At 62.1% G+C, this 16142-nt stretch carries 17 protein-coding genes; 10 read left to right on the top strand and 7 right to left on the bottom strand.

What is annotated here, in order from left to right:
- Positions 1-53 precede the first annotated feature (53 nt).
- Together ACIQUI_RS17265 and ACIQUI_RS17260 are read right to left on the bottom strand one after the other, a co-directional pair.
- Positions 54-1067 carry a GNAT family N-acetyltransferase gene (locus tag ACIQUI_RS17265; protein WP_403200733.1) on the bottom strand — a complete coding sequence of 338 codons (1014 nt, stop codon included), beginning with the start codon at positions 1065-1067 and terminating at the stop codon, positions 54-56.
- A 63-nt stretch (positions 1068-1130) separates the two neighbouring features.
- Positions 1131-1931 (bottom strand): substrate-binding periplasmic protein, encoded by an 801-nt coding sequence (locus ACIQUI_RS17260; protein ID WP_403200730.1) that lies wholly within the window; start codon positions 1929-1931, stop codon positions 1131-1133.
- 171 nt (positions 1932-2102) lie between these two features.
- On the opposite strand from ACIQUI_RS17260, the gene ACIQUI_RS17255 reads away from it, so the two are divergent.
- Together ACIQUI_RS17255 and ACIQUI_RS17250 are read left to right on the top strand one after the other, a co-directional pair.
- On the top strand, positions 2103-2654 hold the full coding sequence (locus ACIQUI_RS17255) for an exonuclease domain-containing protein (protein WP_403200728.1): 552 nt from the start codon (positions 2103-2105) through the stop codon (positions 2652-2654).
- A 74-nt stretch (positions 2655-2728) separates the two neighbouring features.
- Entirely contained in the window at positions 2729-3013 is a 285-nt protein-coding gene (locus ACIQUI_RS17250; RefSeq protein ID WP_003259920.1) for a pyrimidine/purine nucleoside phosphorylase, read from the top strand.
- 55 nt (positions 3014-3068) lie between these two features.
- On the opposite strand, the gene ACIQUI_RS17245 is transcribed toward ACIQUI_RS17250, so the two are convergent.
- The 5 genes from ACIQUI_RS17245 to ACIQUI_RS17225 form a co-directional block, all read right to left on the bottom strand.
- Positions 3069-3953 (bottom strand): pseudouridine synthase, encoded by an 885-nt coding sequence (locus ACIQUI_RS17245; RefSeq protein WP_403200726.1) that lies wholly within the window; start codon positions 3951-3953, stop codon positions 3069-3071.
- 51 nt (positions 3954-4004) lie between these two features.
- Positions 4005-4313: a transcriptional regulator gene (locus tag ACIQUI_RS17240; RefSeq protein WP_403200723.1), complete on the bottom strand. Its 309-nt coding sequence runs from the start codon at positions 4311-4313 to the stop codon at positions 4005-4007.
- Positions 4314-4378: 65 nt separating this feature from the next.
- Positions 4379-4810, bottom strand: a complete 432-nt coding sequence (locus ACIQUI_RS17235; RefSeq protein ID WP_403200720.1) for a D-Ala-D-Ala carboxypeptidase family metallohydrolase — start codon at positions 4808-4810, stop codon at positions 4379-4381.
- Between the two features lie 88 nt (positions 4811-4898).
- Complete coding sequence (locus tag ACIQUI_RS17230) at positions 4899-5138, bottom strand: glutaredoxin family protein (protein WP_403200717.1); 240 nt, start codon at positions 5136-5138, stop codon at positions 4899-4901.
- 71 nt (positions 5139-5209) lie between these two features.
- Positions 5210-6418: an ammonium transporter gene (locus tag ACIQUI_RS17225; RefSeq protein WP_403200714.1), complete on the bottom strand. Its 1209-nt coding sequence runs from the start codon at positions 6416-6418 to the stop codon at positions 5210-5212.
- 312 nt (positions 6419-6730) lie between these two features.
- On the opposite strand from ACIQUI_RS17225, the gene ACIQUI_RS17220 reads away from it, so the two are divergent.
- The 8 genes from ACIQUI_RS17220 (at position 6731) to dacB (ending at position 15894) form a co-directional block, all read left to right on the top strand.
- Positions 6731-7045 (top strand): YqjD family protein, encoded by a 315-nt coding sequence (locus ACIQUI_RS17220; protein WP_403200712.1) that lies wholly within the window; start codon positions 6731-6733, stop codon positions 7043-7045.
- Positions 7046-7054: 9 nt separating this feature from the next.
- Positions 7055-7429 (top strand): phage holin family protein, encoded by a 375-nt coding sequence (locus ACIQUI_RS17215; protein ID WP_403200709.1) that lies wholly within the window; start codon positions 7055-7057, stop codon positions 7427-7429.
- Positions 7426-7755, top strand: a complete 330-nt coding sequence (locus ACIQUI_RS17210) for a hypothetical protein (RefSeq protein WP_391136349.1) — start codon at positions 7426-7428, stop codon at positions 7753-7755. The genes ACIQUI_RS17215 and ACIQUI_RS17210 overlap by 4 nt, the downstream gene beginning before the upstream one ends.
- A 235-nt stretch (positions 7756-7990) precedes the next feature.
- Positions 7991-9322, top strand: coding sequence for a deoxyguanosinetriphosphate triphosphohydrolase (locus ACIQUI_RS17205; protein WP_403200705.1), 1332 nt, complete (start codon positions 7991-7993; stop codon positions 9320-9322).
- A 284-nt stretch (positions 9323-9606) separates the two neighbouring features.
- Entirely contained in the window at positions 9607-10224 is a 618-nt protein-coding gene (locus ACIQUI_RS17200; protein WP_403200703.1) for a response regulator, read from the top strand.
- A gap of 8 nt (positions 10225-10232) precedes the next feature.
- Complete coding sequence (locus ACIQUI_RS17195; RefSeq protein ID WP_403200701.1) at positions 10233-13865, top strand: ATP-binding protein; 3633 nt, start codon at positions 10233-10235, stop codon at positions 13863-13865.
- Positions 13866-13906: 41 nt separating this feature from the next.
- Positions 13907-14251 carry a 50S ribosome-binding protein YggL gene (locus ACIQUI_RS17190; RefSeq protein WP_391136337.1) on the top strand — a complete coding sequence of 115 codons (345 nt, stop codon included), beginning with the start codon at positions 13907-13909 and terminating at the stop codon, positions 14249-14251.
- Between the two features lie 185 nt (positions 14252-14436).
- On the top strand, positions 14437-15894 hold the full coding sequence (gene dacB, locus ACIQUI_RS17185) for a D-alanyl-D-alanine carboxypeptidase/D-alanyl-D-alanine-endopeptidase (RefSeq protein ID WP_403200698.1): 1458 nt from the start codon (positions 14437-14439) through the stop codon (positions 15892-15894).
- Positions 15895-16142 lie beyond the last annotated feature (248 nt).

Raw genomic sequence — 16142 nt, 5'->3', positions numbered from 1 at the left:
TTCTTGTAGCTTGTAGCTTGTAGCTTGCAGCTTGTAGCTTGCAGCTCTCGCCATCAGGCGAGCTTGCAGCGGTCGAAGAACCGCTCCCGCCCCAGAATCATCAGCGCCGCCCGCTTGTGCGGGAAGTCGAATTCCTTGTCGCAATGGAAGCACTGGTCCTGCATGTAGCCGATCATCTTGCCATTGTCGGCGCGCGGCTCGGCCACCACCCGCTGGGTGCGCGGATCATCCAGGAACAGGTAGTGCACCAGCGCCGACAGCCAGCTGGCCACCTTGTGAGGCCCACGATGATGCTCCTCCCCCACCAGCATGTGGATGCCGCGGTCGTAGTCATCGGCCGGGTAGAACGGCGCAATGCGGTCTTCCTTGGCCCAGTACGCCTCGAAGTAGGCAAACGGCTCATCATCAAAGCAGCCGATCAACGTCAGGGTATGCGGGTCGGCTTCCAGCTTGCCCAGGTACTCGCGATGCTGGGCCAACGTGCCGCCTTCCTGCCAGAACGCCTCAACCCTCGGGTTGTTCTGCCAGTGGTTGAACCGCTCCAGGTCGTGCTCGATCTCCAGCGTGCGCAATGAGACCCAGCTCCCCAGGCGTGCATCGAAGCGCCGATACACTTCGCCACGGGGCTTGGGTGCGCGACGCGGGTGGCGCTTGCCGTTGCTGAGCTGCATCTGCTGCGGGTAAACCGTCGCCATCGCCTCACCCAGCCAGGGCTGGGGCATTTGCCAGAACAGCACCCTTTCACACACATACTGACCGGGCTGCTCCCCCACCAGCAGCAAACCACTGGCCAACAGCTGGGGCTGCACCTCAGGAAGGTGCCAGACCAGGCGCTGACAGGCCGTGTCGCGGGACAGCAACCAGTAGCAGGCAGCCCACACCGCCTGATAAGGCCGCTCGGGGCACAGGCGATCAAGGTGAACGTGCAGGGTGGTACCCGCCTCCAGGCGCACCTGGATCAAAGGGCGGCCTTCAAGGGTAAGGCTTAACCAGCCGCCCCCCTCCTCGGCACTTAGGCTGCGCCAGCGTGGCGGTGACTGGGGCTGCGATGCGGCATCGAACGGCATGGGCTTGACTCACGAAAATGAAGAAAAGGCTCACTCCAGAGAACGTTGCCACGCTGCGCGGATTTAGTCCTCTGGCGCGCTGACGGTGATGCGGTATGGCTCGAAGATGCGTGCCAGCTCGCCGCTGTCACGCAGGTCCCGCAGCAGGCCCGCGAACGCCTGCTCGCCAATCGGCGCCCCCGGGCGCAGCAAGGCGTAGTGGTGGTAGATTTGGTCAATGCGCTTCGAAGCGGTCAGCTGCGCCCTGCTGGCCGGGTTGCGTTTCATGAAATCGCTGAGGTAGGAACGCGTGACCAAGGCGATATCGGCGCGGCCAGCCTGCACCATCAGCAGGTTGCTGTCATGGGAGTAGGTCAATGTTGCGTTGTAGGTTTTGCGCAGGTAGTCCGGGTCGGGGTTGAAGCGGGCGAACGCGTAGTGGTAGCCGTTGAACAATGCCAGGCGCTTGCCACGCAGGTCATCAAAGTAATGCGGGTCGCTACCCTTGGCCTGACGGGCGACGAACACTTCGGCATCCTCCAGGCCCATGTCCACGGTCTGATGGGCAATCTGCTCCCAACCCCATTGCGGGTTCTCGAAAATCGCCATGTCGGTACGGCCTTGCTGGAAGTCACCAAAACGCCGCTGGATGGACGTGGGCACCAGAACAAAATGATAACCCTGCTGCAAGCGGTTGAGCGCGTCGACCAACTGCGGCAGCAGTCCGGTGTCGGCCCCCTGCTCGGGGCGCACCGTATACGGCGGGAAATGCGCAGCACCGATCTTGACCTCGATGGCATCGGCGGCCCATGCCGGCACCGCCAGCCAGTACACGGCCAGCAGCATCAGGGTGGACAGGGCCTTGAGGCCGGGTGCTGGAGTCAAGACGGACACTCGTCACGGTTCATGCCTGGGTCCGCTTAAGCTAGGCGTTTTCGGGGGGCGACACAACTGCTGGTGCCTGATCTTTGTGCCAAAGCTGGAGGCATAATGCCAGGGGGTGCCGTAAGCACGGAGTTTGGCTACGCTCTAGCAGGATCTGCAAGGGAGCCTGCTATGGGCCATTGGTTGGTGATCGACCTTGAAGCCACCACCGACGAGGGTGGGTGGCCGGTCACAGAGATGGAAGTCATTGAAATCGGCGCAAGCCTGGTTACCCGCGAAGGCCGCGAGGTTGACCATTTCCAGCGGTTTGTACGGCCACGGCGACGGCCACAGCTGACGCCATTCTGCCGCGAGCTGACGCACATCAGCCAGGCCGACGTGGACGGCGCCGCAGCCTTCAACGAGGTGTGGGCAAGCTTCGAGCGCTGGCTCGGGCACCACCGTGGGCAACTTCAGGCCTGGGTCAGCTGGGGCGATTACGACCGCCAGCAACTGCACCAGGAGTGGCGGCAACATGGGCTCGACAGCCTGCTGCGCACGCTGGCGCACATCAACCTCAAGCAACGCTTTGCCAAAGCCCGCCACCTGCAACGCCCCACCGGCCTGAACGGTGCCTTGCAACTGGCCGGCATGCACTTTTGCGGGCAGCAGCACAGGGCCCTGGAAGATGCGCGCAACACAGCGCGGCTGCTGCCGTTGACGCTCCCCGCCAATGGCGCCTGAAAGCAGATGACGAGGCCTGTGGGCTTGGGCATACTGGCCAGCCCTTTTTCATCCCCTCTTATCAGGAGTCGCCCATGTTCCAGGTCAACGAGTACTTTAACGGCACCGTCAAGTCGATCGCATTCGCGGGCGAAGAAGGCCCGGCCACTGTCGGCGTGATGGCCCCGGGCGAATATGAGTTCGGCACGGCCAAGCGCGAGATCATGCACGTGGTATCGGGCGCGCTGACCGTGAAGCTGCCGGGTAGCGACAACTGGGAAACCTTCAAGGCGGGCGACAAGTTCAATGTGCCGGCTGACAGCAAGTTCCAGCTGCAGGTGAAGGTGGACACCGCCTACCTGTGCGAATACCGCGACTAAGCGTCAGGCTGGGTGCCCCCAAGGTCCAACCCTTGGGCGCACCAACACCGTTCAACTACCAGTCCAGCTGCAAGCGGCTTTCGAAATACCGCTCCTGCCCAGTCAGCGGGTCCTCGAAGCGCAGGCTCTGCGCCAGCAACTTCAGTGGGCGCTGGTAGTCATCTTCTTCGTTGAGCAGTTGCGGGTAGAACGGGTCATTGCAGATCCCCGCCCCAAGCGCCGCCATGTGTACGCGCAACTGATGGGTTTTGCCAGTCACTGGCGACAGCCCATAGCGCCACAGCTCACCGTTCTTCTCCAGCACCTCGGCCAGGGTTTCACTGTTGGCCTCCCCCTCTACCTCATGCATGCGAAAGAACGGCTCGCCATGCACCAGGCGGCTTTTGTGTACCAGCGGAAACGCATGCTGCCCCATGGCTGCGGCAATGGCCTGGTAACGCTTGTCGATCCGCCTTTCCGGGAACAACCGCTGGTAGGCACTGCGGGTATGTGGGTTGGCGGAAAACAGCACAAGCCCGGCGGTATGCCGATCGATACGGTGCAACGGCACCAGATGCGGGTTGTCCAGCCGGCGGATCAGACGGCGCAACAAGGTTTGCTCGACGTATTCACCGGTTGGCGTCACCGGCAGGAAATGCGGCTTGTCAGCCACCACCAGGTGCTCATCCACATGCAGTAGCGTCTCATGCACCGGGATCGGTCGCTCGTTCGGCACTTCACGGAAGTAGTGCAAGCGCATGCCACGCTTGTAAGGCAATTGGGCAGAAACCGCCCGCCCTTCGGCGTCCAGCACCCGGCCACGGGCGAAGCGGTCCAGCCACTGGTCGCGGTCGATGGCCTTGAAATGGTCACACAGGCAATCGAGCACTGTCGCCCAGTTACCGGGGGGCAGGCACACCGTACTGGCTTGCTGGCGGGCGGGGTCGAAAGGCGCGGTCATGGCAAAGCTCGATACGTTCACGGCCGCGCATTATCGCCCAAGCCCAGGCCCTCAACCAGCCTTAACGATGGCCTCGCTGCGTTCCTTCAGCCAACGCAGCACCTGCACCGGCTCCCAGCGACCAGGGTCGTAAAGGGCGTACAGCAACCCCTGGTAACCCACCACATCCAGCCCACGGTGGTAACCGGCACGCTGGAACAGGGCCTCGATCTCGGCGAAACAGGTGTTGAAGTGGACCTTGCCGAACGGGGTACGGTCATCGGTAACCAGACCTTCGAGGCGCAGTTCCAGCACGGCATCAGCCACCCGCTCGACGGGCATGCGGTTGACGCTGTACTTGAGTTGCTCGACGTTGAGCATGATTTCACCTCGATACTGTATTTATATACAGCATACGAACATCCCCTGGCTGCCGTCAATGCGGTTCATTGCAGCCCCGCCAGGTAGCCGGTGCCTTTGCGCACGGTCAGCACCTGACGCCGGGGCGTGCCGCGTGTCACGGACAGGTGCACCCAGTGATCGAATTCGAGGATCAACTGATCGAAGACGATTGAGCTGTCGATGATCCTGCGCGCGGTATCGCGAGGGCTGGTTTCGATCACCGTGAAGTCTGCCGCCAGCCCCTGGACATGCTGGCTTTTCGCGGCGCCGCCGATCAGTTGGTTGACCCTCTCGCTGCGATAGCCGCTGCTGACAATGATGGGCAAGCCGAACAGCGCGCGTACCTGTTCAAGCGCACCGCACAGCAACTGCAGGTTGGCCCGGGCTTCAGGTGGTGGTGTGTTATCGAACCCGTCCCTGGCGGCGAGCTGCGAAACGGTCATTTCATCAAGGGTGAAATGCGGGGTGATCAACATGCTGAGGCTCCCGATGACTGAATGAGGTCAGCGGATGATCAGCTTGCCTTCTTCACCATGGCGCTGGGTTGCAGCTCCCCTGGAGGCACTATTGCGCGAGAAACGCCACCACCTGCTCGGTATCGAACGGCCAGTACAACTCGCCGCCATTGTCAAGGCGGCGCAGCACCGGAATGATCAGGCCATAACATTCGAACAGGGCCTCGTCCTCGGCAATGTCGACCAGCTCTACCAACAGGCCCTGTTCGACGAAGGGCATCAGCACCGCCTCGGCCACTTCGCACAAGTGGCAGCCGAGGGTGCCGAACAGTTGACATTCAGGCAGCATGGGGTACGTTCCGGTTTGGCAGGGAGAACCCTATTCTAGGTCCGTCCTGAAGTCCGCGCACCTGGCCTGGCTCAATCCTGGCTGGTAGCGCCAATACGGTGCAGCGACAAGTCCGCGCCCTGGAACTCCTGCTCATGGCTCAAGCGCAGGCCATGCAACGCCCGGATCGTGCCATACACGGCAAAACCGCCGGCCAATGCCACCCCCACGCCCAGCAGGCTGCCCAGCAACTGGCTGACCAGGCTGACGCCGCCCATGCCGCCCAGGGCAACCTGGCCGAACACGCCGCAGGCAATGCCACCCCATACACCGCACAGGCCATGCAAGGGCCACACGCCCAATACGTCATCGATCTTCCAGCGGTTCTGTGCGGCGGTGAAGGTCCAGACGAACAGCGCACCCGCCACCAGGCCGGTAGCCAGCGCACCGATCGGGTGCATCAGGTCGGAGCCGGCGCAGATCGCCACCAGGCCGGCCAACGGCCCGTTGTGCAGGAAGCCCGGGTCGTTACGCCCGGCCAGCAAGGCCGACAGGGTACCGCCGACCATGGCCATCAGCGAGTTGATCGCCACCAGGCCGCTGACGCCCTGCAGCGTCTGGGCGCTCATCACGTTGAAGCCGAACCAGCCGATAATGAGGATCCACGACCCCAACGCCAAAAATGGAATGCTCGACGGCGCAAACGCCACCAGGCGGCCGTCGCGGTAGCGCCCACGCCGCGCGCCCAGCAGCAGCACCGCCGCCAACGCCAGCCAGCCACCCATGGCATGCACCACCACGGACCCGGCAAAGTCATGGAAAGGCGCGCCGAAGCGGGCCTGCAACCAGGCTTGCAGGCCAAGGTTGCCATTCCACACCACGCCCTCGAAGAACGGGTAGATGAACGCCACGATCAACGCCGTGGCACACAGTTGCGGCACGAAGCGCGCCCGCTCGGCAATGCCCCCCGAGATGATCGCCGGGATCGCCGCCGCGAACGTCAGCAGGAAGAAGCACTTGACCAGTGCATAGCCATGGTCGGCCGCCAACGTAGCTGCCGGCTGGAAGAAAGTGACGCCATAGGCTATCCAGTATCCGATGAAGAAATACACCAGCGCCGAGATGGCAAAGTCGCTGAGGATCTTCGACAAGGCGTTGACCTGGTTCTTGTGGCGCACCGTGCCCACTTCGAGGAACGCGAAGCCGGCGTGCATCGCCAGCACCAGAATGGCGCCCATGAGAATGAACAGGGTGTTGGAACCGTGGACCAGGGAGTCCATCGCGCTGTGCATGTTTTCCATGAAATAGGCAGACCTGCTGAAAAGGCACCAGGACAGTTCAAGAACCTGCATCCCTGCACCGAATCGGTGCCAGCCCCCTGCCCTGTTTCGGTGAGCCGGGCGGGGCCTGCGTGGTTTTTTCTTGGGTTTGTCGTGGATTGGGTTAAGGTTTATCGGTATTCGCTGCATTGGCGCCCTGAATCGGCGCAAGGCACGACGGTGGCGCCCCGCAACGTGGCAAAGACTTAGCAAGGCCCATACCAGCACCGCCACTTGAACCTTCCACGCATACTGTTACTCGAAACACCAACACTCATCGACAGGGAGAGACCCATGGCCAGCAAATCGGCAAAGACTGCACAAGAGATATTGATGGCTGACTTCCAGGCCTTGGTGCGCGACACCGAGAAGCTGCTGGCCGACACCGCCAACCTGGCCGGTGACCAGGCTGACGAATTGCGCGGGCAGATTCACGACCGCCTGGCCCAGGCCCGCGAAACGCTGCAACTGACCCAGGACTCGGTACGCGACCGCGGCCAGGCCGCGCTGGGCAGTGCCGAACAGTACGTGCAGGAAAACCCGTGGCAGGCGATTGGCATCGCCGCCGGCGTCGGCCTGCTGATCGGCTTGCTGGCCAACCGGCGCTAAGGGGTGTCCATGGACAATGAAGCCAACGGCGCCGGCGCCTCGGGCAGGCGCCTGGGCGCGGCTGCGCTGGGGCTGCTGCACAGCCACATCGAGCTGTTCGGCATCGAGTTGCAGGAGCAGAAGGGCCGCACCTTGAGCCTGCTGTTGTTCGCCGGCCTGGCACTGGTGTTTGCCCTGCTGCTGCTGACCGCACTATCCGGGCTGCTGCTGGTATTGCTGTGGGACAGCTATCGCCTGGCCGGCATCATCGGCCTGTGCGTGTTCTATGGCATTGCCGCGCTGTATTGCGGGTTACGCCTGAAGGCGGCAGTGTTCGACGAATCGTCGCCGTTCGGCGCCACCCTCGAAGAACTCGCCAAAGACCGGGAGCGCCTGTTGCCATGAGCCTGCCAGAATTGCCTAACACCCGTAACCCGCGCGAACTGCGCAAGGCATTGCTGCGCTTGCGCATGGAGATGCACCGCCAGGAAATCCGCCATGAGTCGGGCCAACTGATGGAGCCTTTGCGCCGCGTACAAGGCATGGGCAGCTCGTTACACGAAGGGCTTGGGATCAAGCATGCGCCGCTGTGGGGGATTGGTGCCGTGGTGGCGCTGGGCTTCCTGACCGGCAAGGGCGTGCGCAGTGGCAACCTGGCGCGCCTGGTACGCCTGGGCAGCAGCCTGCTGCCGCTGGTGCGCCTGTACCTGCAAGGTAACCGCCGCCCCTGATGATTGCGCTGTGGTGTTCGCCACAGAAGTTTCAGCGTTTATGCGATCGAGCGCCGCCCGCGCGGCGCATCGCGAGCTGGCGCTCGCTCCTACGTTTGTTTCGGGCCAATCATTCCTGTGGCATTTGCGCGCGGGCGCCTTGGCGCATGCCTTGTCATCACGGTATCGACCTGCCCCTTGCGCAGATGTACGTGACACCGGAAGCTATAACCTTCGATCCACAGGAGACCGCGCCTTGGACTGGCACACCCTGCTCACCCGCGAACGCCTTGGCAAAGCCCTCTATAGCGCCGATGAACTCGGGCGCAGCCCCTTCCACAAAGACCACGACCGCATCATCTTCTCCGGTGCCTTCCGCCGCCTCGGGCGCAAGACCCAAGTGCACCCGGTAACCAGCAACGACCATATCCACACGCGCCTGACCCACTCGCTGGAAGTCAGCTGCGTGGGCCGCTCGCTGGGCATGCGCGTAGGCGAAACGCTGCGTGACAGCCTGCCAGACTGGTGCGCCCCCAGCGACCTGGGGATGATCGTGCAGTCAGCGTGCCTGGCCCACGACATCGGCAACCCGCCATTCGGCCACTCCGGCGAAGACGCTATCCGCCACTGGTTCCAGCAGGCCGCAGGCCGTGGCTGGCTGGACGACATGAGTGACGACGAGCGCGCCGACTTCCTCAACTTCGAAGGCAATGCCCAGGGCTTTCGTGTACTCACCCAGCTGGAGTACCACCAGTTCGACGGCGGCACTCGGCTAACGTACGCCACCCTCGGCACTTACCTGAAGTACCCCTGGAGCGCGCGGCACGCCGACGCACTGGGCTACAAGAAGCACAAGTTCGGCAGCTACCAGAGCGAACTCCCCCTGCTCGAACAGATCGCCCGCAAGCTTGGCCTGCCGCTGCTGGAAGACCAACGCTGGGCACGCCACCCGTTGGTGTACCTGATGGAGGCCGCCGATGATATCTGTTACGCGCTGATCGACCTTGAAGACGGCCTGGAAATGGAGTTGCTGGAGTACGCCGAAGTCGAAGCGCTGCTGCTCGACCTGGTTGGCGAGGACCTGCCGGAAACCTACCGCCAGCTCGGCCCACGCGATTCGCGCCGGCGCAAGCTGGCAATCCTGCGTGGCAAGGCCATCGAACACCTGACCAACGCCGCCGCCCACGCGTTCGTCGAACAGCAACAGGCCTTGCTGGCCGGGCAACTGACGGGCGACCTGGTCGAGCACATGCACGGCCCGGCCCAACGCTGCGTGCTGCAGGCCAAGGACATGGCGCGCAACAAGATCTTCCAGGACAAGCGCAAGACCCTGCACGAAATCGGTGCCTACACCACCCTGGAGATCCTGCTCAACACCTTCTGTGGTGCTGCCCTCGAACAGCACGGTGGGCGCACGCCATCGTTCAAGAGCCGCCGGGTACTGGACTTGATTGGCAACAATGCCCCGGACCCGCATGCCTCGCTGCACAGTGCCTTCCTGCGCATGATCGACTTCATCGCCGGGATGACCGACAGCTATGCCAGCGAAATGGCCCGGGAAATGACCGGGCGCTCCAGCCCGACCTGAGTACAACGGTGCAGCCCCGCGCCTTGAGCCGGTGCTGCACCCGGTATTGCAGGAAACTTCCTACATATATGGGCGGCAATTTAAACAGAACGAATAAAAACCCACAAAAAGTTACCAATCTCGCTTTGACATCGCGTCAAGCACGCACTTTTCGTAGCCTGTTTTGTTTTATCTTGTAAGCCATTTCCCATAAAGGGCGAATCGCCCTTGCTCGTATGCCTGATGACTTCCAACTGCGATATGGTGCCGTTCGTCCCCCTCAGTCGCCCGCAGGGAAATTGAACATGCATACCATATTTATTGTTGACGACCATCCTGTCATCCGCCTGGCCGTTCGTATGTTGCTGGAAAACCAGAATTACAAGATTGTCGGCGAATCGGACAATGGCGTGGACGCCATGCAGATGATTCGCGAAACCGCTCCCGACCTGGTCATACTCGACATCAGCATTCCCAAGCTGGACGGGCTGGAGGTACTAGCCCGCTTCCAGGCCATGGCCCTGCCATTGAAGGTGCTGGTATTGACTGCGCAATCTCCTGCATTGTTTGCCGTGCGATGCATGCACTCGGGCGCCGCAGGCTATGTGTGCAAGCAGGAGGACCTGAGCGAACTGCTCAGCGCAATCAAGGCGGTACTGGCCGGTTACAACTATTTCCCCAGCCAGGCAATCAAGCACAACCAGACAACCGACCACGACCTCAAACTGTTCCGTCAGGTAAATGACCGTGAGCTGATGGTACTGCAACTCTTTGCCCAAGGCCGCAGCAACAAGGAAATTGCCAAGGGTATGTTCCTCAGCAGCAAGACCGTGAGTACCTACAAGAAGCGCCTCATGCACAAACTTCAGGTCAATACGCTAGTCGACCTGATCGACATGGCCAAACGCAACGCGCTGGCCTGAGGGTGATCATGGCGCGCCCTATCACTCGCCTGCTGCTCGCTTTGCTGATGTTCAGCGGCGTGTCGCAGGCCACACATCACGAGGCCTCTTCCTATACGTTACTGGCTCGTTCATCGGCCAGGCTGGCCCAGCCTGCGTTCACGGACGAACAGCAGCAATGGCTGCACAGCCGCCAGGAACTGGTGCTGGGTACGTCGGCACCGGATTACCCGCCTTTCGACATCACCAGTGGCGGACGCGACTATCAGGGCCTTACCGCCGAATACGCAAGCCTGATTGGCAGCGCCCTGCAACTTCCGGTGCGGGTGCTGCGCTTTTCCAGCCGGCATGCGGCAGTGGAGGCGCTCAGGCGCGGTGACATCGACTTGCTCGGCAGCGCCAATGGCTATGAGGCCGTCAGCGATGGGCTGGCCCTGTCGCACCCCTACGCCATCGATCAACCTGTGCTGGTCACACGCGAGGACGAAAGCCGGCCGCTGGACACGGGCATGCGGGGGGTGCGCCTGGGCATGCTCTACCACTACCTGCCCAGGCAAGAGGTGCACAACGCCTACCCCGAGGCCGAGCTTCTGACCTTCGGTTCCTCCAGTGAAGGGTTGAATGCCGTGGCTTTCGGCCAAGCCGATGTATACATCGGCGACACCATCTCCACCCACTACCAACTCAACCGTGGCCACCTGCCGCGACTGCGCATGGCCAATTTCGCCAAGCATGAGGCCATCGGTTTCAGCTTTGCCCTGCGCCAGCAGGACACGCTGCTGATGGAGTTGGTAAACACCGTCCTGGACAGCCAGACACCTGCCATCCGCGCCAATGTCTTCAAGCGCTGGAGCGCTGGCAGCGACCTGCTGCTGTCGGACCGCAAGCTGCAACTGACAGAAGCCGAGGAACAATGGCTGCAGGACCACCCGGTGATGCGCGTGGCAATCGACGACAAGGCTGCGCCGCTATCCTATTTCGATGGCTCGGGGCAGTTTCGTGGCATCACCGCCGACCTGCTGGAGGTCATTCGCCTGCGTACTGGCTTGCGTTTTGAAATACAGCGTGCAAGCGGCATCGCGGACATGATTGCCCGCCTCACGGAAGGTCGCGCCGATGTCATCGCTGCACTTGCCACTGGCGGGGCGAACGAGGACAACCTGCAAATCAGCAGGCCTTATCTGGAAAGCGCCTACGTGCTGGTCAACCACAAGGACCAGAAGACACTGACCTCTCTGGAACAACTGCAGGGTCATCGCATCGCCATTACCCGCTACAGCGACATGGACGCCATGTTGTCGTTGCACTACCCACAGGTTGGCTGGGTTGAAACCGAAAGCGCCTTCTACGCCATGGCATTGCTAAAAAGCGGTGCCGTCGATGCCGTCATCACCCCCCTGATCGACGCCAACCATGCGCTGGCCGCCAACCCCGAGCTGGTCATCCGTACCACGGTTGGCAGCGAACCTGCGCATTTCGCCATGGCCACCCGTCACTCATCACCCGCGCTGGTGTCGATCCTCGACAAAGCACTGCTGAGCATTTCGCCGGAAGAGTTGGGGGTGATCAACCACCGTTGGCGAGGATATGCCCAGCATGACGATGGCAGCCACCAAGGCTACCGCCGGCTCGCGCTGCAGGTGGTACTGGGCACCGCCGTGCTTCTGCTGCTGGTTTTGCTCTGGAACGCCCGCCTGCGCCTGCAAATTCGCCAACGCCAACGTGCCGAACGTGCCCTGAACGACCAGCTGGCGTTCATGCGCGCCTTGCTCAACGGCACCCCCCACCCCATGTACGTCCGTGATCGTGAGGGCTGCCTGAAAAGCTGCAACTACAGCTACCTGGAAGCCGTGCAGGCCCGGTCCGAGGACGTGCTTGGCAAGCAACTCGACAACAGCCTGTTCACCGATGCCGAGCAAACTCGCCAGATCCAGGCCGACTACGTGAAGGTCATGGCCGCAGGTTCGCCACTGATCATGGACCGACCACTGCGGATCAAAGGCCGCGAAATGACCATCTACCACTGGATCCTCCCGTACCGCGACTCGCTGGGCGAGGTACAGGGCATCATCGGCGGCTGGATCGATATCAGTGATCGCCGCCAGCTGGTCATGGACCTGCGCCAGGCCAAGCAGCAGGCTGACGATGCCAACCGTGCCAAAAGCACGTTCCTGGCCACCATCAGCCATGAAATCCGCACCCCGATGAATGCCGTCATCGGCATGCTCGAACTGGCTGTCAAGCGCGCTGACCAGGGCCGGGTAGACCGTAGCGCACTGGAGCTGGCGCACCACTCTGCCAAGGACCTGCTGGGGCTGATCGGCGATATCCTCGACATCGTGCGCATCGAGTCCGGGCACTTGACGCTCGCCCCGGAGGCCGTCGACCTGGCGCAATTGGTAGAGTCTGCGGGGCGTATCTTCGAGGGGCAAGCGCGACAGAAAGGCCTGGCACTGGAGGTGGTCATCGAGCCAGCCGCGCACTGCACCGTTTTGCTCGATCCCCTGCGCTTCAAGCAGGTACTGTCCAACCTCATCAGCAACGCCATCAAGTTCACCGAGCATGGCCAGGTGCGTATCAGCGCGGCCCTGCAGGGTGACGGCGCCAACACGCCAATGGCGCTGCAAGTGGAAGTCCGTGACAGTGGCATCGGCATCCACGCCGACGACCTGCAGCGCCTGTTCAACCCGTTCATCCAGGCCAACCCGCACAGCCAGAGTGCGCGCGCAGGTACCGGGCTGGGCCTGACCATCTGCCGCAACCTGTGTGAAATGATGGGCGGCAAGCTGACCATCAATAGCCTCGAAGGTGTCGGCACCCGGGTACGCTTGAAAATGCCGCTGCAACAGTGTGATGCACCCGTGCAGCCAACTGCGCTGATCGAAACGCTGGATGTGCCCGACCCACGGCTGAACGTGCTGGTAATCGATGACCATCCGGCCAACCTGCAACTGATGGCGCAACAGCTTGCCTACCTGGGCCTGGAACACGCCAGCGCCCGCGACGGCAGAGAAGGCCTGGCCACCTGGCAGGCCGGTGAATTCGATGTGCTGGTGCTCGACTGCAACATGCCGCACATGAGCGGTTACCAACTGGCAACCGCCGTGCGTACCGAAGAACGGCATGGCAAGCGGCAACGTTGCACCATCCTTGGCTACACCGCAAATGCCCAGCCAGAGGTGCGCCGCAAGTGCCTGAGTGCCGGGATGGACGACTGCCTACTCAAGCCGATCAGCCTGGGTACACTCAGTCAACGTCTGGCTGGCATTGTCCCGCGACACCGGCAAATGCCCCGGCGCAAGCTGTACCACCTGGACGGCCTGGCCGCAGTCGTCGGGCCTGACCCCGCCGACCGCCAACGCTTCCTGCAGGCCTTGCAGCAAAGCCTGCAAGCCGACTTCGCCAGCCTGATGGCACTGCACCCGGAGCATGACAGCGATGCCATTGCCGAGCAGGCCCACAAAGTGCTCAGCGCCGCACGCATGCTGGAAGCCCCCGCACTGATGGCAGCCTGCGAAGCCCTGGAAACCAGCAGCTTGCCCCCAGCCCAGGTACGCTTGCGGCGTCAGGCACTGGCGCGGCACATGTGCCGTGTTGAGCGGGCCTTGGCCAAGGAACTGGCTACCGGCACATGCACACAGTCAGGCAGCAAGGCGTGTTAACTGGTAGACTGCGCGGCGTTATTACCTAAGAGGATTGTTTCATGGCCACAAACCGCTCCCGTCGTCTGCGCAAGAAGCTGTGTGTCGACGAGTTTCAGGAATTGGGCTTCGAGCTGAACCTGGAATTCAAGGAAGATCTGGATGACCAGGCAATCGATGCTTTCCTCGATGCGTTCCTGGAAGATGCCATGGACGCCAACGGCCTGGACTATGTAGGCGGTGACGATTACGGCCTGGTGTGCTCGGTCAAGCGCGGCTCGGTCAGCGAAGAACAACGTGCTGCCGTTGAAGCCTGGCTCAAGGGCCGCAGCGAACTGACAAAAATCGAAGTCAGCCCGCTGCTGGACGCCTGGTACCCGGAAAAGCCGATCAACAAGGCAGAGTAATACCGGCCCGGTTTGATCGCTGAAAGGCTGCCCTTGCGGGTGGCCTTTTTTATTGGCGGTGCTTTTCCGTCGAACGTGGCGCATCGTCGCTACGCTTGGGGCATAATGCGTACTCTTTCGTCCTGGGGCCACCATCTCGTACAGCCCCAATGCCCTTTTCCCTCGCTGCAGGGTATTTTTTGATTATGATCAAAACGCTTCGTCCCTTCGTTCTTGCCGGCCTGCTGCTGCCACTTGCCTTGCCCAGCCACGCCGCCACTGTCAATACCACCCTGCCGGCCAAAGTGCAGCAGGCCCTCAAGGCCAACAAGCTGCAGGACACAGCGTTGTCGCTGGTGATGCTGCCGCTGGACGGCCCCGGCACGCCGACCGTGTTCAATGCCGATGTTTCGGTTAACCCGGCCTCGACCATGAAACTGGTCACCACCTACGCTGCCCTCGAACTGCTCGGCCCGACCTTCCAGTGGAAGACCGAGTTCTACACCGACGGCACCCTGAGCAACGGTGTGCTCAATGGCAACCTGTACCTCAAAGGTGGTGGCGACCCGAAACTGAACATGGAAAAGCTCTGGCTGCTGATGCGTGACCTGCGTGCCAACGGCGTGCGCACCATCACCGGCGATCTTGTGCTGGACCGCAGTCACTTCGTACAGCCCAACCTGCCCCAGTTCAACGATGACGGCGGCGATGTAAACAAGCCGTTCCTGGTCAAGCCCGACTCGCTGCTGGTCAACCTCAAGGCCCTGCGCTTCGTGGCCCGCAACGATGGCGGCAAGGTCACCATCGCGGTCGAGCCACCGATTGCCAGCATTCGCATCGACAACCAGGTCAAGGCCGTGGCCTCCAAGCAGTGCACAGGCGACGTGCGCTACAACCCGGTGCCTCAGGCCGATGGCATTAGCGTAACCGTCAGCGGTCAGCTGGGCGACGGCTGCAACTCGCAAACCTACCTGTCGCTGCTCGACCACCCGACTTACGCCGCCGGTGCTGTGCGCGCCATCTGGAACGAACTGGGTGGCAGCATCCAGGGTGGCGACCGCATCGAGAACGTACCCAAGAGTGCTCGCCTGCTGGCCCGCGCCTTCTCGCCAGACCTGGTTGAAGTGATCCGCGACATCAACAAGTACAGCAACAACACCATGGCACAGCAGCTGTTCCTGAGCCTGGGTGCGCAGTTCCGCACCGATGCCGATGGTGACGACGCCCGTGCCGCGCAGCGTGTAGTGCGCCAGTGGCTGGCAAAGAAAGGCATCACTGCACCGCACCTGGTGATGGAAAACGGCTCTGGCCTGTCGCGTGCCGAGCGGGTCAGCACCCGCGAAATGGCCGAGATGCTGCAGGCCGCCTGGAAGAGCCCCTACGCAGCCGAGTTCATGAGTTCGATGCCGCTGGTGGGCATGGACGGCACCATGCGCAAGCGCCTGAAGCGCACGGCCATGGCCGGTGAGGGGCACATCAAGACCGGCACACTGAACACCGTGCGGGCAATTGCCGGTTTCAGCCGTGACAGCAATGGCCATACCTGGGCGGTGGCGGCAATCCTCAACGACCCGAAACCGTGGGGCGCTTCGCAGGTACTCGACCAGGTGCTGCTGGACCTGTATCGCCAGCCGAAGCTGGCCGGTAGCACAGCGGCCAACTGACACGTTTGTCAGTACCGGCCCTTTCGCGGCTAAAGCCGCTCCCACAGGTACCGCGTTAACTCGAAGCCAGCGCAATCCCTGTGGGAGCGGGCATGCCCGCGAACACCGGCAAAGCCGGTGCCATCCACTGCGTCGCCTGTTTCGCGGGCATGCTGATCTGGTCAAGTAATTTTGGACACCGATTAAGGTTTATGCCGCCGCTTTGAGCTTTTCCTCCATGGCTACCGGTGTTTCATAGCCGTTGTAGC

Source organism: Pseudomonas sp. NPDC090592 (assembly GCF_044769185.1).
In the GTDB taxonomy this organism is placed as follows: domain Bacteria; phylum Pseudomonadota; class Gammaproteobacteria; order Pseudomonadales; family Pseudomonadaceae; genus Aquipseudomonas.
This window is presented reverse-complemented; position numbering and strand designations above follow the sequence as displayed.